This window comes from Proteiniphilum saccharofermentans (genome assembly GCF_900095135.1).
Classification (GTDB): Bacteria; Bacteroidota; Bacteroidia; order Bacteroidales; family Dysgonomonadaceae; genus Proteiniphilum; species Proteiniphilum saccharofermentans.
In genome coordinates this window covers 2,216,754-2,238,577 of sequence record NZ_LT605205.1, presented here as the reverse complement: position 1 = coordinate 2,238,577, position 21,824 = coordinate 2,216,754, and the positions used below count along the sequence as shown (strand labels likewise).

The 21,824-nt window shown below is 38.6% G+C and carries 15 protein-coding genes and 1 CRISPR repeat array; of the genes, 7 read left to right on the top strand and 8 right to left on the bottom strand.

All coding sequences use genetic code 11. The features are described from left to right. Positions 1 to 56: 56 nt before the first annotated feature. On the bottom strand, positions 57 to 752 hold the full coding sequence (locus tag PSM36_RS08695) for a Crp/Fnr family transcriptional regulator (RefSeq protein ID WP_019540695.1): 696 nt from the start codon (positions 750 to 752) through the stop codon (positions 57 to 59). Between the two features lie 224 nt (positions 753 to 976). Between PSM36_RS08695 and PSM36_RS08690 the strand changes: the two genes are divergently transcribed. The 4 genes from PSM36_RS08690 (at position 977) to PSM36_RS08675 (ending at position 4,971) form a co-directional block, all read left to right on the top strand. Further along, positions 977 to 1,324 (top strand): YbbN family protein, encoded by a 348-nt coding sequence (locus tag PSM36_RS08690; protein ID WP_173823129.1) that lies wholly within the window; start codon positions 977 to 979, stop codon positions 1,322 to 1,324. A gap of 9 nt (positions 1,325 to 1,333) precedes the next feature. Beyond that, complete coding sequence (trxB, locus tag PSM36_RS08685; RefSeq protein WP_083710990.1) at positions 1,334 to 2,293, top strand: thioredoxin-disulfide reductase; 960 nt, start codon at positions 1,334 to 1,336, stop codon at positions 2,291 to 2,293. A gap of 1 nt (position 2,294) precedes the next feature. After that, complete coding sequence (trxA, locus tag PSM36_RS08680; RefSeq protein ID WP_197684894.1) at positions 2,295 to 2,714, top strand: thioredoxin; 420 nt, start codon at positions 2,295 to 2,297, stop codon at positions 2,712 to 2,714. Between the two features lie 139 nt (positions 2,715 to 2,853). Further along, a complete protein-coding gene (locus tag PSM36_RS08675; RefSeq protein ID WP_076930581.1) occupies positions 2,854 to 4,971 on the top strand; it encodes a prolyl oligopeptidase family serine peptidase in 2,118 nt (705 codons plus the stop codon). A gap of 269 nt (positions 4,972 to 5,240) precedes the next feature. On the opposite strand, the gene PSM36_RS08670 is transcribed toward PSM36_RS08675, so the two are convergent. Together PSM36_RS08670 and PSM36_RS08665 are read right to left on the bottom strand one after the other, a co-directional pair. Next, the gene (locus PSM36_RS08670; RefSeq protein WP_232001393.1) at positions 5,241 to 5,528 is read right to left on the bottom strand and encodes a DUF5615 family PIN-like protein; all 288 of its coding nucleotides are present in this window, start codon (positions 5,526 to 5,528) and stop codon (positions 5,241 to 5,243) included. 31 nt (positions 5,529 to 5,559) lie between these two features. Continuing rightward, complete coding sequence (locus PSM36_RS08665) at positions 5,560 to 5,811, bottom strand: DUF433 domain-containing protein (protein WP_173823126.1); 252 nt, start codon at positions 5,809 to 5,811, stop codon at positions 5,560 to 5,562. Positions 5,812 to 6,240: 429 nt separating this feature from the next. Between PSM36_RS08665 and ahpC the strand changes: the two genes are divergently transcribed. The 3 genes from ahpC (at position 6,241) to PSM36_RS08650 (ending at position 8,906) form a co-directional block, all read left to right on the top strand. Continuing rightward, entirely contained in the window at positions 6,241 to 6,807 is a 567-nt protein-coding gene (gene ahpC, locus PSM36_RS08660) for an alkyl hydroperoxide reductase subunit C (protein ID WP_026327521.1), read from the top strand. 74 nt (positions 6,808 to 6,881) lie between these two features. Further along, a complete protein-coding gene (gene ahpF, locus PSM36_RS08655) occupies positions 6,882 to 8,435 on the top strand; it encodes an alkyl hydroperoxide reductase subunit F (RefSeq protein WP_019540689.1) in 1,554 nt (517 codons plus the stop codon). 234 nt (positions 8,436 to 8,669) lie between these two features. Further along, positions 8,670 to 8,906, top strand: a complete 237-nt coding sequence (locus PSM36_RS08650; RefSeq protein WP_026327520.1) for a hypothetical protein — start codon at positions 8,670 to 8,672, stop codon at positions 8,904 to 8,906. 90 nt (positions 8,907 to 8,996) lie between these two features. Then, positions 8,997 to 16,304: direct repeats of the CRISPR family, unit length 29 nt; unit sequence ATTTCAATTCTACCTAGTACGATTAATGG. 212 nt (positions 16,305 to 16,516) lie between these two features. Here PSM36_RS08650 and cas2 read toward each other — a convergent pair. Genes cas2 through cas5b form a run of 5 tightly spaced genes read right to left on the bottom strand, consistent with a single transcriptional unit; the run spans position 16,517 to position 21,824 of the window. Further along, entirely contained in the window at positions 16,517 to 16,783 is a 267-nt protein-coding gene (cas2, locus tag PSM36_RS08645) for a CRISPR-associated endonuclease Cas2 (RefSeq protein WP_076930579.1), read from the bottom strand. Beyond that, positions 16,784 to 17,803, bottom strand: a complete 1,020-nt coding sequence (gene cas1b / locus PSM36_RS08640) for a type I-B CRISPR-associated endonuclease Cas1b (RefSeq protein ID WP_076930578.1) — start codon at positions 17,801 to 17,803, stop codon at positions 16,784 to 16,786. It abuts the gene before it with no gap. Beyond that, on the bottom strand, positions 17,800 to 18,312 hold the full coding sequence (cas4, locus tag PSM36_RS08635; protein ID WP_076930577.1) for a CRISPR-associated protein Cas4: 513 nt from the start codon (positions 18,310 to 18,312) through the stop codon (positions 17,800 to 17,802). The genes cas1b and cas4 overlap by 4 nt, the downstream gene beginning before the upstream one ends. Before the next feature lie 2 nt (positions 18,313 to 18,314). Then, positions 18,315 to 21,035: a CRISPR-associated helicase/endonuclease Cas3 gene (locus PSM36_RS08630; RefSeq protein ID WP_083710989.1), complete on the bottom strand. Its 2,721-nt coding sequence runs from the start codon at positions 21,033 to 21,035 to the stop codon at positions 18,315 to 18,317. A 6-nt stretch (positions 21,036 to 21,041) separates the two neighbouring features. After that, positions 21,042 to 21,824, bottom strand: a complete 783-nt coding sequence (cas5b, locus tag PSM36_RS08625; RefSeq protein ID WP_076930575.1) for a type I-B CRISPR-associated protein Cas5b — start codon at positions 21,822 to 21,824, stop codon at positions 21,042 to 21,044.

The window sequence follows — 21,824 nt, the reverse complement described above, 5'->3', positions numbered from 1 at the left end:
CCAAACAATTATCTGCTCTGGGCATTGAAATAGAATAATCAAAAATATAAATTTTATTAACCTCTTTTACTTATTTCAGCCAGTGCTTCGTAGTTGATAATCAAAATATCTTTTTCATTCAACTGTATTAATCCGTCCTTCTCAAAATTTTTCAACAGTTTCACTGCGCTTTCGACAGAAGTGCCGGCAAAGTTGGCAATATCCTTTCGCGAGAGAAGCAGGAATATCTCAGGGTAGTCCTTCTTGAATCCGTCGATATATAGCAAGGCTTTAGCCATACGGCCGTTTATCTGGTTATAAATCACGGTGTGCAGTGTTTCCAGCAAATCGGCATTCTGTTCGCAGTATCTTTTGATGATATTGAATCCGAACATTCCGTTTTGTTTAACCACGCCGGCTATCGCATCCTTTTCCACGAGGAATGCCCTGCAATCGGTCAGGGCTACCGATGAATAGTTGAATGTATTCCGGAGGAAAACAGAGGATAGTCCCACGAATTCCCCGGGACGGATAATTCTTAAATTAAAACTTTTGTTCCCCTCACCCTCCATATATTGTTTTACCATACCGTCAATCACAAAAAGCACGTAAGAGGCAAAAGCACCTTGCTTGGTCAGGTTATCGCCTTTCCGGAACAGTACCTGCGTTTTGCTTTTCTGTACCAGTTCAACCTCTTCAGGCGTCAACATCTGAAAACAGGGAGCCTGTATGTCACATACGAAATTGTTGTCGTTTTCTAATATCGTCTTCATTACGGTAAAATCGGTTTATCGCTAAAATGTCAGAGATCTGATTATCAGTCGAGTTTTTCTCATTCAATAAAAAGTATCCGGATGCAAAGTTAATCTTTCTCAATAAAAAAGCTATCCGATCTCAATGCGGATATTGTCCTGTAAGAGCGTAAATTCCTTTATTTATCGCATTGGCCGCTGTAATTTTGCATCGTCAAGTATAAACAATTAATATTATCAGAATTATGTTGTACACAAATTTGCATCACATTGAGACAGCGGAAGATCATGCTGACATCATCAACGGGAACGAAAACGTAATGGTTATATGCGGACGCATGGGGCCTATGTGTATCCCGGTATATGGAATCGCCGAAGAACTCGAAGAAGAATACCCGCACATAAAATTCTGTGACATGGAATTTGACAACCCCGAAGCGTATGTAATCCGCAACCTGCCCGAAGTAAGGGGATTTATGGGAATTCCTTTTACAATCTATTACAAGAATGGCAAAGTGGTAAAAGCCACTTCCAGCATTCAGACCAGAGAGCAGGTTACCGCAATATTGGATGAGAAGTTCGGTAAAAACTAACTGATTGAGATGATGAACGCAACCAATCATTATGATGCGATCGTAATAGGGGCAGGTCCCGCCGGGCTTACGGCGGGCATTTACCTGTCGCGCGCGAAACTCAGGACGCTTATCGTGAATGAGGGCACGGTGGGAGGACAAATGGTGCTTACCCATGAAATTGCCAATTATCCCGGAGTGGAAAGCATCAGCGGCTATCAACTTGCCAACATGATGAAAAAACAGGCAAAGTCCTTCGGATGCGATATCCGGTCTAATGTCGCAATCTCCGGTTTAGAACTGGCGGGGGAAACCAAAGGCCTGACACTTTCCGACGGAAGCATCTACACATCCGACAGCGTCATCCTTGCTACGGGTGGACGTTCGCGGACATTAGGCGTGCCGGGTGAAGATACATTCAAAGGCCGGGGAATATCCTATTGCGCCACTTGCGACGGTGATTTCTTTACAGATAAAGAAATTATTGTGCTGGGCGGCGGTAATTCAGCGCTTGAGGAGGCAGTATCACTCACCAAATATGCCTCCAAGGTCCATATCGTCCACCAGTTCGATCATTTCCAGGCTTTCGAACATGCTGTGGAAGAAGCCCGCAACAATCCGAAAATAGATTTTACCATGGAGTCGTCTATTACAGCATTCTTTGGAAACGATAAGCTGGAGAGCGTGGATATAAAGAACCTCAGGAGGGGCGAAACGAGCCGTTTCAGCATCGATGGTGTGTTTATCTTTATCGGCTATATCCCCAATACGGAGTTCCTGAAAGGCAAGGTGAAACTGAACCAATGGGGAGAGATACAGGTAAATCCCGACATGTCTACCAACATCGAAGGCGTATATGCCGCGGGAGACTGCATCGCCAAGCGTTTCCGCCAGGTCGCCACGGCCGTGGGAGACGGAACGGTGGCAGCACTCAGCGCGTCCGCCTATTTGCACAATTTGAAAACGAAGAAACAACTAATTCCGGCATGATATGCAAACAGTTTTAATTATTATCGGGTTACTCGCGCCGGCTTTTATTATTTATATGTACAGACTCCAGGCTAAAATAAGAAAGACTCCCATGGTCGGCGACCATCAAAAGATTATCACCCTGACGGATAAAAACTTTCAGCACCAGACAAAAGGCAAAGTAATGCTGGTCGATTTCTGGGCGGCATGGTGCACTCCCTGCCGGATGATGGCCCCCGTGTTGAACGAAGTGGCCGATGAACTGACGGAGAACCTCCATGTCGGGAAGGTAGATATCGAGCAATACCAGTCGCTTGCCCGGAAATACAATGTGCGGAGTATTCCCACAATGATCCTGTTCAAAAACGGCGTCGAGATAAACCGTTTCGTAGGGATCAAAAACAGGGATTTCCTGCTCAAACAAATTCGTAGTGTGCAATAGCATTTATAGCGAACAAGATTTTAGGGATTTAATCTTTTTTCTATTCAAAATTCAGGAATTTTTGAAGAACATTTTAACAATTATTTTTGACTTTGATTATAAAAAACTACTTTTGTGAATAATTAAATAATCATTTCATATGAAAAAAGTTCTTATCCTTATGTGTATTGTATCTGCTTTGGTTTCGTGTAAGCAAGAAAACAAACAAGTAGTAGAGGTTACTTATCCTGAAACCAGGAAAGTGGATACGGTGGATACCTATTTCGATACGGAAATTAAAGACCCGTATCGTTGGCTGGAAGATGACCGTTCAGACGAAACGGCAGCCTGGGTTAAAGCGCAAAACGAAGTGACATTTGGTTATCTGGAAAAAATTCCTTTCCGAAATCAAATTAAAAACAAACTGGAAGATTTGTGGAACTACGAGAAAATCGGCGCTCCGTTTACCGAAGGAGATTACACTTTTTATCTCAAAAACGACGGATTACAGAATCAGTACGTTTTGTACAAAAGGGATAAAGACGGAAATGAAGAGATCTTCCTTGATCCGAATAATTTCTCAGAGGACGGAACTACTTCGTTGGCAGGGCTGGAATTTTCCAAAGACAGCAAAACGGTGGCTTATGCTATTTCGGAAGGGGGAAGTGACTGGAGAAAAGTCATCATTATGGATGTAACTTCCAAAGCAATTCTGGGAGATACACTTATTGATATTAAATTCAGCGGACTTTCGTGGAAAGGAAACGAGGGATTCTATTATTCGAGTTATGATAAGCCGACAGGAAGTGAACTCTCCGCAATGACAGACCAGCACAAATTGTATTACCATAAATTGGGAACGTCGCAATCGGAAGACAAAATAGTTTTCGGACTTGACCAAAAAAGACGTTATATCGGGGGTTATGTAACGGAAGATGATAAATATCTGATTATTACTGCGGCTAATTCCACTTACGGAAATGAATTGTATATTAAAGATTTGACAAATCCAAACAGTAAGATTGTTACTCTTGTAAATAATTTCGATAACGATCATTATGTTATTGAAAATGACGGGGACAAATTGTTTATCGTAACCGATAAAGATGCACCTAACCGCAAAATCGTGATAGCTGATGCCAAAAACCCTTCTGCTCCCTGGGTCGATTTTGTTCCTGAAACGGAGAATGTACTTTCTCCTTCCACCGGTTCGGGGTATTTCTTTGCCCACTATATGAAAGATGCGATTTCGCAGGTAAAGCAATATGATTACCATGGGAATTTAGTTCGTGAGGTTGAGCTTCCGGGAGTGGGATCAGTAGGAGGATTCGGAGGTAAAAAAGAAGATACGACACTTTATTTCACGTTTACGAATTATATTACGGCAGGAACGATATACTCGTACGAACCGAAAGAAGGAAAAACAGAAGTGTACGAAAAATCAAAAGCGAAATTCAATTCCGATGATTACGAGTCAAAACAGGTGTTTTATACTTCGAAGGACGGAACAAAAATTCCTATGATTATTTCGCACAAAAAAGGAATTAAACTCAACGGAAAAAATCCGACCATTCTTTATGGTTACGGAGGATTTAACGTGAGTCTTACTCCGGGCTTTTCAATTGCCAATGCGGTTTGGATGGAAAACGGGGGAATTTATGCCGTGCCGAATCTGAGAGGAGGAGGAGAATATGGTAAACAATGGCACGTAGCAGGAACTCAAACGCAAAAGCAAAATGTATTTGATGATTTCATTGCTGCAGGAGAATTTCTGATTGAGAATGGTTATACTTCACCGGATTATCTGGCGATCAGAGGAGGTTCTAACGGGGGACTTTTGGTCGGCGCTTGTATGACACAACGTCCTGATTTGTTCAAAGTAGCGCTTCCTGCAGTTGGAGTTTTGGATATGCTGCGTTACCATACCTTTACTGCAGGAGCCGGTTGGGCTTATGATTACGGAACAGCCGACCAAAGCAAGGAAATGTTTGAGTATTTATTGGCATATTCTCCTGTGCATAACGTAAAACCGGGAGTGGAATATCCTGCCACACTTATTACCACAGCCGACCACGATGACAGGGTTGTACCCGCACACAGCTTTAAGTTTGCAGCCGGGCTACAGGAAAACCAAAACGGAACAAATCCCGTGCTTATCCGGGTTGATGTGAATGCGGGACACGGAGCAGGAAAACCACTATCCAAGACTATAGAAGAAAATGCGGATATTCAGGCATTCACTTTGTTTAATATGGGAGTACGACCATTAGGGAGCTAATATTCTTTGTAACAAATCCAAACAAATCCCAGGCTTTTCATCTGGGATTTGTTTATTATAAAGTTTGATTCAAAATCAATCTTCATAGAAAAATATCAGTTACGCTTTCATTAGAAAGCAGTACTTTTGCCTTAATTCCTATTTTAATAAGAAATGAATAGACTTTTCAGATATCCTAAAACCTTTGTAGAATATGTAAATAAATTGCTTTAGGTTACTCTTTTCCTCTTCATTTCGAGACAGTCTCGTCTTTATTTATGCCGGAAAGCTTATACCAGTTCCAAAACACCATATTCCGGCGAATCTATGAACAAAGTTATCTGAGATTTCATATTTATTAGAAGTTGTTCAATATGTTTTCGGCTTTGGTTGCCTACACGTAATAAAATTACTTTTGGCGGGAAGCCTTTTATGCCGGCAAGATGTAAAAAATCTTCATCATTTGTTACAATAATCATTTCCTGCTGTTTGGCATATTCCCAAATTTCCGTGTCTTTTGCGGGAACCGACAATCCTATATCATCTACGTGACAACAGTCATCAAAATATTGTTTCAATATACTGACTGAGCGCCATGACAAATTTGCATCAAGCAATAGCCGGATCTACATTGGTTGTAGGAATTATTTTAATAAAAGATTCTCTATCGGCAGCAAAATGTAATGCAGCCCGAATATGACTATCTTCCAAAATAGGATAATCATCCAGTATTTCTTTGTTGGACATACCGGAGGCAAGCCATAGGAGAATATCCGTAACAGCGATACGAGTCCCTTTGATACACGGTTTACCAAAACGTATTTCCGGATCAATTGAAATATAAGAAGCCATATTATCCATAATCATTCAAGTAATTAATAATGATGTACCAACACAAAATTAATAATTATATTTGATAATAGTATAATTCCCAATGGATATTCACCTGTTTTCTATTGAGTATCAAAATAATTACCTACTTCTGTAGAAGTAAAATAACAATTACTACAGAATTTATCTGACGGACAGAAGATTGACAAAAACAGGTGAAATGTCTTATCCCAAGCCAAAAACTTAAGTCAATGCCATATAAATACTATCGATTAAAGAAACTTTTCAATAAATAAAATCTTTACTTATCTTTGTAACACTAATAAGGAAGAACCGGTTCTGAGGGCTTCAATAAGCGATAATAAATGTATTCTTTCAAGGTAGGTTCTTCCGGGAATATTTACAAAACATCAAATGTTACACAATACTGAAACATTCAATTATAAAACAGAAAAAATTATGAGTTCAATTATCAATTCACAACTGACAGAGTTTAAAGTAGAAGCCTACCACGAAGGCGAGTTCAAAACAGTAACCCACAACGATGTATTGGGCAAATGGGCTATTTTCTTCTTTTATCCCGCGGATTTCACATTCGTATGCCCCACAGAATTGGTGGATGTAGCTGAAAAGTACGAAGAGCTGCAGAGAATAGGCGTAGAAGTTTACTCGGTAAGTACAGACAAACACTTCACTCACAAAGCATGGCACGATGCTTCTGAAAGCATTCGTAAAATTAAATATCCGATGCTGGCTGATCCGACCGGGCTCCTCACCCGTGCATTCGGCGTGATGGTAGAAGAAGAAGGAGTTGCCTACAGGGGTACATTTGTAATAGATCCTTCCGGAAAGATCAAGATCGCCGAAATTCACGACAACGGTATTGGTCGTAATGCTGAAGAACTGGTACGCAAAGTAAAAGCTGCCCAGTTTGTGGCGACCCACGACGGCGAAGTTTGTCCCGCGAAATGGGAAGAAGGCCAGGAAACTTTGAAACCCAGCATCGACCTGGTAGGAAAAATTTAATATACAATCACTACTGACGGGTAACCTGTGGTGAATTGTTTACTACGGGTTACCCGTCTTTTTATTAACACATTATGCTAGATACATCTTTAATAGAACAACTACGGGGTATCTTCTCGGAACTCAGTAATGATTACACATTCGATGTTTCGGTCAGAGAAAACCATCCAAACCGTGGACAACTGCTCGAACTACTCAACGACGTGGTATCGGTTTCGGATCGTCTGTCATTGCAGGAAAATCCGGGTGAAGGTCTCGCATTCGATATATTGAAAAACGGTGAGAAAACGGGAATCAGATTCCGTGCAGTACCGACCGGCCATGAGTTTACCTCACTGCTGCTGGCTGTCCTGAATGCGGATGGTAAAGGTAAGAACCTGCCCGATGAATTCGTAACGAAGAGATTGAAATCGTTAAAGGGAGATATCCGTCTGACAACTTATATGTCGCTGACCTGTACCAATTGTCCGGACGTGGTTCAGACTCTGAACGCCATGGCGGTGATCAACCCGCGTATTACGCATGAAGCGGTGGATGGCGCTATCTATAAGGAGGAAGCAGATGCTCTGGATCTGCAAGGAGTGCCGGCAGTTTTTGCCGATGGCGAACTTTTACACGTCGGCCGGGGAAATTTCGGCGAATTGCTGGCTAAATTGGAAGCGCATTATGGTACGGAGACATCCGAAGTTGAAGAACAGACCATCCGCGAATATGACGTGATTGTGGTAGGCGGAGGGCCTGCCGGTGTTGCAGCGGCTGTCTACAGTGCCCGTAAAGGGTTGAATGTGGCTGTTGTCGCCGAACGTGTAGGGGGCCAGGTCAATGAGACGGGAGGGATAGAGAATCTGATCTCGGTTCCCAGGACAACCGGCAGCAAATTGGCAGATGATCTTAAAAACCATATGAGCGAATATCCTATCGATATTTTCGAACATCGTTCAGTCGAGAATGTAACAGTGGAAAATAAACAGAAGATCGTCTTGACCCAGGGTGGTGAGATATTTACCGCACCTGCGTTGATCATTGCTACAGGAGCCAGCTGGCGCAAGCTGAACGTGCCCGGTGAAACCGAGTTCATCGGAAGAGGGGTGGCTTTTTGTCCGCATTGCGACGGTCCGTTCTATAAAGGCAAGCGTGTGGCAGTAATAGGCGGAGGTAACTCCGGTATAGAGGCGGCTATCGACCTGGCAGGGATATGTTCTCACGTCACCGTTTTTGAGTTCCTGGAAGAACTGAAGGCGGACAAGGTATTACAGGAGAAGGTGAAAAGCCTGCCGAATGTAGAGATCTTCCTCCACTCGCAAACGACCGAAGTGATCAACAACGGAGAAAAAGTCACCGGGTTGAAGGTGAAAGACCGCAAGACGGAAGAAGAACGGGTTATCGACCTAGACGGGGTATTTGTACAGATCGGTCTGGCGCCCAACAGCGCAGCGTTTAAAGATGTGGTAAAGACCAACCGTTTCGGAGAGATAGAGATCGACGAACGCGCACGTACGGACGTCCCCGGGATTTATGCTGCCGGCGACGTAACGACGGTTCCCTACAAGCAGATCATCATTTCTATGGGAGAAGGCGCGAAGGCAGCTCTGACGGCATTCGACGACAGGATCCGCGGGGTGATTTGATCATTCTGGGTATCCGTAAAGAGATATACGGCGATGAAAGTTTCCGGCCAATGAAATGCCCTTCTTCATGCAGGTGACTTGTTCGCCAATCAGCCTATTCATCCGCTCATTTTGCGGCATGGCAGCATCGTCATTAACAATTATCAACAATACTGCTACTGTAGAATAAGAGTTATATATCGTATATTTGCGCTGACAAATTCATTTATAATCATTCTAAAATTGTTAGGACATATGAAAAAATTGATTCTATCGACAGCGATGCTTTTTGTACTCTCTTTCACCGCCGGGGTAATGGCGCAGGACGCTAAGCCGGCGAAACAGGCAGACAAAGCAAAAACCGAATGCTGCAAAGAAAATAAAGATAAAAAAGAGAAGAAAGAAGGCTGCTGCAAAGAGGGCAAAGATGCCCAAAAAGGCTGTTGCGGTGACAAAAAAACGGCCGGTAAAAGTAAAGCCGATAAGAAATAGCCGTTCTGAAACTTATGGAAAAGAGGCTGTCTCAGCGAAGTAAACTTCGTTTTGGGACAGCTTTTTTTTGCACATCTTCAATCCATATCCCTTTCAATTCTACCTAGTACGATTAATGGAAAAAGCACCGGCGAACACCTGTATAGTAATTCGCATTTCAATTCTACCTAGTACGATTAATGGCAAAGTATGTTTAATTTAATAGCACAATTAACATCAATTTCAATTCTACCTAGTACGATTAATGGCGTTAGAGTGTTTTTAAGCATCGTTAGCTTGTCAAATTTCAATTCTACCTAGTACGATTAATGGCAAACGAAAGCAAAAAAAGCTGATACTGTTAATGTAAAATTTCAATTCTACCTAGTACGATTAATGGTTCGGCTGCCTGTGCCACCGTGTATAATTTTTTCAATTTCAATTCTACCTAGTACGATTAATGGCAGACGGGTCGATACATATAGGTTCTCATGTGGATTTCAATTCTACCTAGTACGATTAATGGATTCATCGTTGGCTTGTTCCCCGCCCTCAAACTAAATTTCAATTCTACCTAGTACGATTAATGGAGAAGCGATCAAATTCACAAAGTGAGAGGTTCCTTCATTTCAATTCTACCTAGTACGATTAATGGCGAAACCGTAGTAAGGTTTCTTATTTATTTCTACATTTCAATTCTACCTAGTACGATTAATGGAGTGACCAGCAGCAGCAGAGAAGAGAAAAACACGATTTCAATTCTACCTAGTACGATTAATGGAAACGCAGACTTATTAACCAGATTAGTAAAATCCGTATTTCAATTCTACCTAGTACGATTAATGGTCGTAGAACTTCTTAACTCGATTGTTCTTGTTTGATATTTCAATTCTACCTAGTACGATTAATGGGCAGCCGAGCGAGCGTAAATAAATCATCGTCATTTATTTCAATTCTACCTAGTACGATTAATGGTATAAAGGTATGGCGGAAATAAAGCATCCTGTTCTATTTCAATTCTACCTAGTACGATTAATGGAAGGGCGTACAAGTCGGAAGATTTTGCCGGATTGATATTTCAATTCTACCTAGTACGATTAATGGTAATACTTGGTACTGGACTTCCCTTAGGCTTCTCTATTTCAATTCTACCTAGTACGATTAATGGCTTCGGTTTGGGTATAGGCGGGGTCAGCCGTGATGGATTTCAATTCTACCTAGTACGATTAATGGTCAAACAGAGAGGTATATAATTTCGTCGTTTGCTGAATTTCAATTCTACCTAGTACGATTAATGGGCGACTTCGAGAAAGTATTCCTTGCCATTTTAAAGGATTTCAATTCTACCTAGTACGATTAATGGATTATGATTTTAGAGAAAGAATTAGAAACAAAAATATTTCAATTCTACCTAGTACGATTAATGGACCGTTACATGTCGGGCAGGTGTGAGCAACCTAAAAAATTTCAATTCTACCTAGTACGATTAATGGCAAGCCCTTTTTGTGTAACCAGAACTTTCATCACCATTTCAATTCTACCTAGTACGATTAATGGATTCCGGGCTTACTTCTATCACGGCGGTATCTTCGCATTTCAATTCTACCTAGTACGATTAATGGTTACCCTGAATCGATAAGGGATGCGAGAATATAATGAAATTTCAATTCTACCTAGTACGATTAATGGATAAAGAGGGCGACGATTACACGGGGTCTCTCTGGAATTTCAATTCTACCTAGTACGATTAATGGTTGAAATTCAGAAATAATACAGAAGGCTCGTTTTAATTTCAATTCTACCTAGTACGATTAATGGGGTTTGTTGTGCCCGAACGATTGGAGGATAAAACTAATTTCAATTCTACCTAGTACGATTAATGGTTTCAGTTTCTTTTCGCACCGCTCATTAGAGCAGCGATTTCAATTCTACCTAGTACGATTAATGGTCTCCAGCCACTCCCTCGCCTCTTTACTATTTTCTAATTTCAATTCTACCTAGTACGATTAATGGATTCTTGGTCTGAAACAGTAACCGTTTTTTTCTTATTTCAATTCTACCTAGTACGATTAATGGCTGAAGGTTCCCTGGATCGTAACATAGCGCCTTCATAATTTCAATTCTACCTAGTACGATTAATGGACTTCAATACACCGGATAACGAGCGGTTTTATCTAATTTCAATTCTACCTAGTACGATTAATGGGATGATTCCAGAAAGAAAATGTTCCTTTTGCTTTGCGTATTTCAATTCTACCTAGTACGATTAATGGATCGGCGCCCAATCATCCTCGTTTCCGTCCCACTTTTATTTCAATTCTATCTAGTACGATTAATGGTCTCTCTATATGATACAGATATGACATTTAAGAGCTAATTTCAATTCTACCTAGTACGATTAATGGTAAATGTTTTTTGAGTTGCGATCGTGTTTTTCGCAAATTTCAATTCTACCTAGTACGATTAATGGGCGTCAACTGCTTGTATATTTCTGTCTTTTTTAAATTTCAATTCTACCTAGTACGATTAATGGGTTTTGCGGAAATTCGACGTTGAGTTTATTCCCGAATTTCAATTCTACCTAGTACGATTAATGGCTTCAAGAAAATAGAATCCGCGCTCTACCTCAAAGACAGATTTCAATTCTACCTAGTACGATTAATGGTAATTCTTTTGTTTTCATAATTCTATTTTTTAAGATTTCAATTCTACCTAGTACGATTAATGGAACTCAAAGAGAACATCGAATTGATAACCGACGAATATTTCAATTCTACCTAGTACGATTAATGGTTTATGCCTTACTTTGTCGAAAAGAATAAAAAAGAATTTCAATTCTACCTAGTACGATTAATGGACAGATGCTAATTTTTAAAAACTATGATTATGGAATTTCAATTCTACCTAGTACGATTAATGGTTTTGAAGCCCTCTAAGACCAGTTTCTACTCCTTATTTCAATTCTACCTAGTACGATTAATGGCGGATTCAATCTTTGCAAACTCCTTCTCCACGAGATTTCAATTCTACCTAGTACGATTAATGGGAAAGAAACAGGATTAAGTTTTACAACGGTTCTTCATTTCAATTCTACCTAGTACGATTAATGGCAATAACACCGTCATTTTCTGACGGTTTTAATTTGCATTTCAATTCTACCTAGTACGATTAATGGATTTTTCCGTCTTTATACTTCCACCTCATTCTCCTATTTCAATTCTACCTAGTACGATTAATGGTCGCTCAAATCGGAAAATTGAACTTTCCTCCCCAGGATTTCAATTCTACCTAGTACGATTAATGGATTATCAATAGGAAAGCATGGAAGACGAGTTGGTAAAATTTCAATTCTACCTAGTACGATTAATGGTAGAAGTTAGCTTCGGTTAAGAGCGGGTAATCCGATTTCAATTCTACCTAGTACGATTAATGGTTCTTTTGAACAAAATCTACCTTTATGAGTCTTGTATTTCAATTCTACCTAGTACGATTAATGGCAAAAAATCAATCGGCAAACTTGGCCTATAATCTATTTCAATTCTACCTAGTACGATTAATGGTGCTGTAAAAGCGATAAACAATAATGCAATGTAAAATTTCAATTCTACCTAGTACGATTAATGGTCTTTGCGCTTCAAAGTTAAGAGACATTAAACCGGATTTCAATTCTACCTAGTACGATTAATGGCTCTCCAGCCACTCCCTCGCAGCTTGGGTATTTTCAAATTTCAATTCTACCTAGTACGATTAATGGAATCAGGCGAATTGGCAAAACAGGAAGAACTTAAATTTCAATTCTACCTAGTACGATTAATGGAACCCAACAAGTCAAGGTCTGCGACAATTGAACTGATTTCAATTCTACCTAGTACGATTAATGGTCAGCTCGGTGTATTTCTCCCTGAACTGAGCATTGGATTTCAATTCTACCTAGTACGATTAATGGGGGTGAAACACCTTCTATCCCTTCAAAGATTTGAATTTCAATTCTACCTAGTACGATTAATGGGTGCGGATCCTGACACCCCAAAACAGGAGGAAATATATTTCAATTCTACCTAGTACGATTAATGGAATTAAAATTCAGAAATAATACAGAAGGCTCTTTTTAATTTCAATTCTACCTAGTACGATTAATGGGTAATGGTGATATGAGTAGTATCGGAGTAACTACATTTCAATTCTACCTAGTACGATTAATGGATAAATTTGGATATTGTCAGAAGAACCCATATTTTATTTCAATTCTACCTAGTACGATTAATGGCCCGATAAGACCGCAGACGAGAACAAGATGGAAGCCGATTTCAATTCTACCTAGTACGATTAATGGTCAAATTTTAAAATATTAATAAATTTGTGCACCGAAGATTTCAATTCTACCTAGTACGATTAATGGCTTGTTACCCGAATATCATATTCCACATTCTGAAATTTCAATTCTACCTAGTACGATTAATGGCTTACAAGCTGTCGCCGCACTTTGTCGAGACGGAATTTCAATTCTACCTAGTACGATTAATGGTATTCGAAGGCACTTTGGAAGAGTGCCAAAAGTTTAATTTCAATTCTACCTAGTACGATTAATGGGGAAATGGATAAAGTTTTACCACACAACATAAACAGATTTCAATTCTACCTAGTACGATTAATGGCTTCGATAGCGTTTTGGAAGGCAGACATAAGACTATATTTCAATTCTACCTAGTACGATTAATGGATTTTCGGGGAGGATTGACCTTCTCTGAATGCTATATATTTCAATTCTACCTAGTACGATTAATGGTCAGCCCTACGCAGCACGGTTAAGCGAAAAAATAATTTCAATTCTACCTAGTACGATTAATGGCCTCTTAAAGTCAACGGTGGGGTTTTTAAACTCTTATTTCAATTCTACCTAGTACGATTAATGGTTTTGTATGGCGATATGGTCAAAGGCGCAATCGTAAGATTTCAATTCTACCTAGTACGATTAATGGTTAACACGGCACATGGTCTTGTTGCGCTATACGAATTTCAATTCTACCTAGTACGATTAATGGGTTCACCCCTCGTGAACCAATCCATGTATCTTTTATTTCAATTCTACCTAGTACGATTAATGGCCATTTTGGAGAAGCCAATTTCTTCCCTCATCACCATTTCAATTCTACCTAGTACGATTAATGGACGACACAGACATCACGCTGGAGCTACTCGAACGACATTTCAATTCTACCTAGTACGATTAATGGGGTCATAATGGGCTTTCCACCGCTTGTGCATTTTGTATTTCAATTCTACCTAGTACGATTAATGGCTTTGCCCGTCCTGAATTTACCCTCGCTATCTTCTATTTCAATTCTACCTAGTACGATTAATGGCAAATGAAACACCCATATCAAAATGAGTTCCTTGATTTCAATTCTACCTAGTACGATTAATGGTAACAGGATTGACAATATTAAAAAATAAGACAAGAATTTCAATTCTACCTAGTACGATTAATGGACAGCCACCCCGATTATAATGTTTTGTTGTTTTATTATTTCAATTCTACCTAGTACGATTAATGGCGTTTCGCCAATCCAATAGCCTCTCGGATTCTCGAATTTCAATTCTACCTAGTACGATTAATGGTTCGTGTAGTTATTGTCACTAACGACGACAATATTATTTCAATTCTACCTAGTACGATTAATGGTCCCATATTTTAGTTGCGATTTGCAAGGCGGCAGAAAATTTCAATTCTACCTAGTACGATTAATGGCTTTAATGGAGCCTCTGTGTTGTAGTTTATCTCATGTTTATTTCAATTCTACCTAGTACGATTAATGGGGTTTCTGCTCGAAGTTTATCAAGATTCCAGAAGATTTCAATTCTACCTAGTACGATTAATGGTTATGCCGAAAACAGCACGATCCCTTGGGACTACCACATTTCAATTCTACCTAGTACGATTAATGGTATACGTCGGTGCTGAATACACTCTCGCGAACTCATATTTCAATTCTACCTAGTACGATTAATGGTCTTCAGACCGAAGGCGATCAACGACAGCTCGGAATTTCAATTCTACCTAGTACGATTAATGGAACTCTGATGTTCCCCTTCGCAATGAGTATTCCATATTTCAATTCTACCTAGTACGATTAATGGAATTACGGACAATAATCTCAAGACGGAGGTCCGAATTTCAATTCTACCTAGTACGATTAATGGAATGTTCTCGCCCCATTGGGAACCGGTATCCTATAAATTTCAATTCTACCTAGTACGATTAATGGCCGGCAGCTCCTCGCGAACTTCTTTCTTCTTCCTTCATTTCAATTCTACCTAGTACGATTAATGGAAGGTTGCTTTATGCTTTGTGGATGGTGAATTTACTTATTTCAATTCTACCTAGTACGATTAATGGCCGGGATTATAGTAGACCGGGTACACGTCACTATATTTCAATTCTACCTAGTACGATTAATGGCAATTAAAAAAAAGTTAACAACCCTCTTTAACTCCTATTTCAATTCTACCTAGTACGATTAATGGGAAAATCTATTTTCGGCTGACTGCGTAAGACATCTATTTCAATTCTACCTAGTACGATTAATGGAAGGAAGCTCTTCAGCATCCGGCCGACATCTACGATTTCAATTCTACCTAGTACGATTAATGGTATTTCTGCACCTAAGCTTTTAAGATATTCGTATATTTCAATTCTACCTAGTACGATTAATGGTTATTTAACCATCAATAGTATTGTATATTCGAAAATTTCAATTCTACCTAGTACGATTAATGGTTGCTGCTGTTCGATAAGTTTGTCCTTTCCCTCGAATTTCAATTCTACCTAGTACGATTAATGGTTTTTATCAGCGTTGCTTCGTAATTTGCTTCAATATTTCAATTCTACCTAGTACGATTAATGGGGGAGTTCTGGTATAAAAAAGCACTTGAAATATTAATTTCAATTCTACCTAGTACGATTAATGGAATGGCGTTCATGGAAACATCGAAGATGTGGCAGTATTTCAATTCTACCTAGTACGATTAATGGACCCACTCGAAGGTTTGTTGCCCGTGTATATCGTTATTTCAATTCTACCTAGTACGATTAATGGAAATGAGAAATCGGGGAGCAGGGAAGACGACCAATATTTCAATTCTACCTAGTACGATTAATGGTTGTTGCTAACGTGGCGTTTACGAATGTTTAGAAATTTCAATTCTACCTAGTACGATTAATGGCTCCAGTCGTGACAACCAACGTCTGCATCTCGGGATTTCAATTCTACCTAGTACGATTAATGGCATCGACGAGATTAACTGTCAATGAAGTACCTTTTGCCAATTTCAATTCTACCTAGTACGATTAATGGCTTCATCGATTTGTGGTTCTCATTCACCGTCTTGAATTTCAATTCTACCTAGTACGATTAATGGCCGTTAAAAACGGCAAAAAATAAAGCTGTATATCAGCATTTAAACAGAAAAATATCATCGAATTCTTGTTGAAAAAGTTGTCGATAGCCAAAGATACAAAAATCCCGGGGTATCGACAACTTAGTTTATGTCCTTATTTTCAATATGTCAAAGAACTCATTCGGTTAAATTTGCTATTCAGCAATTAGATAAACAGTCCCATCGACAATGAGCTATAAAAAATTATCGGTACTACTTCTTTCTTTACCAATAATTTGCTTCTCAAGAAATTTATCTGAACGACTGGAAAAAATAATCAAACTATCATCCTCTTCTTTTTTCATTATCTTTTCCGCACCCAAGATTAATTCTTTTAGTCTAACTTCTGTTATATCCCCTTCAAATACGGAATTCTGAATCCAACTTAAATACTTCCGGCAAAGTTTAAGCATCTTCCCTACCCTCTTTTCGCCAATATCATACACCAGAATCACATACATCTACCACCACATTTTAAAGGGTTTATACTCTTCTATACTAAGCAGGTGCTTACTGAGTTTGTAACATTCGAGTTTCATCAGATGTCGATAACTGACTTTCCGTTTCAAGGAACGATGCTGGATAGTTTCCGTCAGTCTTTCTTCAAACGCTTTTACGAAGATTTTCTTTCCGGAAGGATTGAGCAAGCACCGGTTCAATTTATGATCGAAGTGCTTTTCCTGCAATTCCCTTTTATTGAGCAGTTTAAAAATCACCCTATCCACCAGGATTGGTTTGAAGATTTCCGTGATATCCAACGAGAGAGAATATCGCCTTTCTCCCGGAGTATGAAGATAGCTGATGGTGGGATTGAGCTGCGTTTGGTGTATCGCCCTCAGGCATTGGCTATAACACATCATATTCCCGAAGGAGATAAGCGCATTCACCTCATTGCGGGGAGGCTGCTTACTCCTACCCTCCATGCTGAAATCGTTGATGATCAGATCGAAGCCGTCATAATAAGTTTGCCGGATATTACCCTCAATCCCCATCAACTCGTCAACCGCTGTTGAATGAACTATCTGGGAGCTATATTCATCTATCTTCTCGATCACGCCGTCCAGGTCTTTTCCACGTATATTGTAATACCGCAGATTTTTGATCATGTTGAAGGCGGCTCCCTCAATAAATTTACGGGCAATCTCAATTCTTTTTTTCTTATTCTGATAAGCCGACGTTTGGGCGAGCAACATCTTTCCTGACAACAAATTATCACGAGGCATAAATGAACCGGTATAGTTCTCATAATAATCAAAGAAGTGAAGAGCGATATCTTTCTGTCCCAGGAAATTGAAAAGAGAGCTTTTAGCCTGTAAGGAACCGAACACATAAAACTCGGCGATATCCTCCACCGGAAGATAACGAGGTTGTCCAGGATGGAACATCTCCCCATTGCCATCCTCTTCGTAAGGAGTAAATTTCAATGTGTTATCCTTGCGTTCCAACAAGCCCGGATTAAAAAGATAGTATGTTTTCTTCATGATTCCGTTTCACTTACATAACAAAACTCATAATAACTACAATTCTTACAGATCCTTCCATTAATTACCGGAGGACAATCATCCGACCTGATAATCCCCAGAATATCCTGCTTCATAGCCTTGATTTTCTGCCGGTCATCGTCTGTAATGACCACTTTCGCTGTATGCCTGAGCGTTGGATACTCCAACAGTCCGGTAACGCCCTCAATACCATTTTGCTCCAACACATACATATAATATTTCACCTGCCATTCATGTGCTCGCTCCACTTTGTCCGAACGCTTGATCTCATGGATAATCTTATTCCGGGCATCGTAAAAATCGATCTTACATCCGTCAACCTCCAGTTCTTCGTATCGTTCCGACCTTTGTGGATATGTATTTTCGTGAATCAACCTGCCATCATAGACTAAATCGGATGTATGTTCAAAACGAATTCCGTTGGCGTGTAACCAAAGCTCTCGCTTACAGACATTATATAAATTTATTAATGTAGCGTTTATGTGCATAGTTATATAAAATTCGAATTCGAAAGTTTATCCGTATTAATTCCACTCTCAAAAGAATATATCTCTCTAAATGATTCCAAATACAAAAAACCGTATTTCTCTTCTCCATATGTTTTTAGCAATTCATAATCCGATCCATTAGGAAAAATGGAGAATGTGAACATGGATAGGATGGATTGAAATTTTTTCATCAAAATTTTGCTTTTTACAAAATCTTCATTTTGCCCATTTATCATTTCTGAATATCTTTGCCAAACTTCTGATCCGTTTAAAACATCCGTGTAAGAAATTTCCAATTCATTTAGTGTATCAATATTTTTATCCCCCACCAACAGAATATCAATTTCCAATGGTACAAAAACTGACACATTCTGTTGTATAATAATTTTCAACGATTTATCCACTTCTTCAAAATTTAATGTAGCCATAGATATGAACAAATCATCTATATTTTCTATAAATTCAGAGTGATTTTTCTCCTTAATTTTTTGAATTACGATACGATATAGCCTATCGAAATCTTTTTGCTCCAATATTTCATAGTATTCATCTTTAATATTTTTCATCAAGGAATAACGATCATCTCCACCATACAATGTTTTTTCCGTATTACAATCAAATATATACAACTTACAAGCAGGCTTATTCACATTACGGTTGATACGACCGGCTAATTGTTCCTCGCTATCAACAATGGATTTGTCTTTAAAGCCCAAATCCATATCAATATCCACGCCAGCCTCCACAACCTGAGTGGTAACAAGTAAAATTTTCTTTTTTCGTGTTTCTCCCAATTTCAGCTTATTGATAATCTGTCTCCTTCTTGGTTCTAATATGGTTCCGGACAATAAAAGGATTTCATCAAAAAAGTTAATCTTTTCATTTGTGGCCTTTGAGATTGAATAATAATCACTGGCTGTTTTTTTGAATATAAATTCTATAATAGTGAAAACGCTATCAGGATATTTACCATTTGTCTCTGCATAGTCCCTTGATTTCTCAAAAACAACAATATTCAGATTTTCAAGATAATTGGAAATATTATTTTTATCAGGTTTATCCCATTCTAACAACGAATAATCAAACTGTACTCGGTTACAAAAATTCGGATTTTGAAAATATTTGTTTTTGTCCGCTATAAGATACACAAAATCGCTTGCCAGCTCTTTTCTATCAATTATATCTCCGATTTTAGGTAAAGTCGCGGACATAATGATAAACCTCATATTGAAATATCGGGCATAATTGACTATAAAATAGACTATTTTATCCCATATTTTAGGTGAATAAGATTGAATTTCATCAATAATAACCACCGAGTTAGTAAATCTATGCAAAAGATAATTCGTTTCTTTTGCATTAGTTTTTAGTACATCGAAAAACCGTATATGAGAAAGCAGTGTTACCGGATAGTTCATGAATAAAGCATCCAGATAGTTTTTATAGTCTGAATCTTCATTAATATCTCTTTCTCTTGTTCGTTTTTGTATAGGCGCTTTTGAATGAATCTCAGCAATTTCACTTTCCATCAACCCGAGTGTATCAACAAGAGACAGATAGGTTTGTGTTATCAGTGTGGTAAAAGGAAAAACATAAAATATTTTCTGAATTGACTGATCTGTTTTCAGTAATTCCGCCAATGCCAACATTGAAACATTTGTTTTACCGCCACCCGTTGGAGCCTCAATGTAAAAGAGCCTTTTACCTGTATTCTTTCTTACATTGCCCACTACCTCCATCGCGATGCAACGTCTTAAAGCGTTCAAATTATCATTGCTTTGTGTTATATAGTTATCTGGATTTACGGGTTCATTATTACCTATTGCATCATAAACTTCTTTATTATATGATTTTAATATCTTCGCATTTGCGATAATATTCTTTTGAATATCTTCTGTCAACAAGCCAAAATCGGTCACCATTTCCACCCAATCATTCATATAATGAGCCGTTGCTAAATAATCAGAGGCTGTCAACAAAGAGTAATTAAGTTTAATGAGCGCATAAAGAGGAAAAGCATTTTCCGTGGTACAAATATTTCTATTAAAACGATCAAAAAGAAAATTGAAATTGGCATTTGCTAAAAAGAAATTATGGTATTTTTCTATATCGGAATCATTTAAATGATGTTTAAATAGCGTCAAGAAGGGTTTCAAAGCAAATAGATCTTCATTATCCCAATTTGTTTCATTCTGTGCTTTATCTATCCTTGCACTATGATGTTTGAAGATCGGATAACTTAAATACAATGCAACATTGGTCAAAAAAATTTGTTCCTCTTCAGTAAGTTCTTCCATAGCAAGAAAATCCTGAAAGAATAGAGCCAAAAACAGATACACACTTATCACAGAATGCTGATTTTCGAAAGAATGCTTTACCCTCAATATATCAACATGATTTTTCATCCGGTTAAATTGAAAGCCATGATTCAATTTTCCTAAATCATGAAAAGCAATTGCTTGCCAAAATAATTTTTTAATTGCTTCGGCAAGCAATGCTTTATTTACCATACCATGAGGAATAGCATCAGCTATCAGTCTTTCGATTATCCCTTCCAAATTGTTTATTACCTCCATTCTTCGAGCATAAAGCATAACCAATGCTGAATGTTCCGAAAGCAATTCTGGTTTTCTACCCACTTGATTTTCATTGGGTAAATGAGCAAAATAACAGCTACAATTTGGAATTAAATCTTCAAAGAACCGACAGTCATATTGGGGCATATCTGTTTAAAATAATTGAACTATATTATCATCATTGATTTGGTAAAATTCCCCCATTTCGCTCATGTTCATTTCAGCTTTGAATGAAGCGTTCGAATACACAAAATCAGCGTAAGAGTATTGGTAAAGTTTCTCATCAAAACCGATCGGAAGTTTTTCAAAATAAAGAAACGACACTTCTTTTGATTCAGAAGAAAACATTGACATTGAACGAGCTATATATCCGCTAACGGCATCCGTCTTTGCAAAAAGAGATAGAATTTTATAGTTATGGCTAAAATCAAATTTTTGCACTGAATAATCTCCTTTTGCGTTAGTCCACCAAGCCGAAAAATCATTCTTACCCATATATGGTAGAAACTCGGCATTGTACGATAAAATATTATCGTACAAATCTCTTTCATCCTTATAATCAATATTTAAAAGCACATAACAACGGTACTCCGGTTTTAATAGTATTTGTTCGGAAACAATCAAGTTTCCCCCTTCTTCGTTACTCGCAAATCCCGTACTATTGTTATAACTTACAATCTCTTTGGTGTAATTCCCTTTATCACTTTCAAGTGGCTGAATACCAACTTTCAAATGCTTGAGTCTTTCATAATATTCAGGAAATACACCATTCTTTTCGTATCCTTTCATACCTGCAATTGCACCGAGTATTCCGAGCAATGCAGGCTTATGGATCATATTGTAAGTCAAATAAATACCATCGTTTATGTCAGGTTTTTTAAGAAAACCCATTTCCGCTTTCAAATCAAACGATATTAATCTTTGATTTGTATCCAT

Coding starts and splice junctions, on each gene's coding strand:
- PSM36_RS08665 (WP_173823126.1), bottom strand. CDS start 5,811: ATGGATAATATGGCTTCTTATATTTCAATTGATCCGGAAATACGTTTT.
- PSM36_RS08650 (WP_026327520.1), top strand. CDS start 8,670: ATGAAAAAATTGATTCTATCGACAGCGATGCTTTTTGTACTCTCTTTC.
- ahpF (WP_019540689.1), top strand. CDS start 6,882: ATGCTAGATACATCTTTAATAGAACAACTACGGGGTATCTTCTCGGAA.
- trxA (WP_197684894.1), top strand. CDS start 2,295: ATGCAAACAGTTTTAATTATTATCGGGTTACTCGCGCCGGCTTTTATT.
- cas5b (WP_076930575.1), bottom strand. CDS start 21,824: ATGGATACAAATCAAAGATTAATATCGTTTGATTTGAAAGCGGAAATG.
- PSM36_RS08675 (WP_076930581.1), top strand. CDS start 2,854: ATGAAAAAAGTTCTTATCCTTATGTGTATTGTATCTGCTTTGGTTTCG.
- cas2 (WP_076930579.1), bottom strand. CDS start 16,783: ATGTATGTGATTCTGGTGTATGATATTGGCGAAAAGAGGGTAGGGAAG.
- trxB (WP_083710990.1), top strand. CDS start 1,334: ATGATGAACGCAACCAATCATTATGATGCGATCGTAATAGGGGCAGGT.
- cas1b (WP_076930578.1), bottom strand. CDS start 17,803: ATGAAGAAAACATACTATCTTTTTAATCCGGGCTTGTTGGAACGCAAG.
- PSM36_RS08630 (WP_083710989.1), bottom strand. CDS start 21,035: ATGCCCCAATATGACTGTCGGTTCTTTGAAGATTTAATTCCAAATTGT.
- cas4 (WP_076930577.1), bottom strand. CDS start 18,312: ATGCACATAAACGCTACATTAATAAATTTATATAATGTCTGTAAGCGA.
- PSM36_RS08690 (WP_173823129.1), top strand. CDS start 977: ATGTTGTACACAAATTTGCATCACATTGAGACAGCGGAAGATCATGCT.
- ahpC (WP_026327521.1), top strand. CDS start 6,241: ATGAGTTCAATTATCAATTCACAACTGACAGAGTTTAAAGTAGAAGCC.
- PSM36_RS08695 (WP_019540695.1), bottom strand. CDS start 752: ATGAAGACGATATTAGAAAACGACAACAATTTCGTATGTGACATACAG.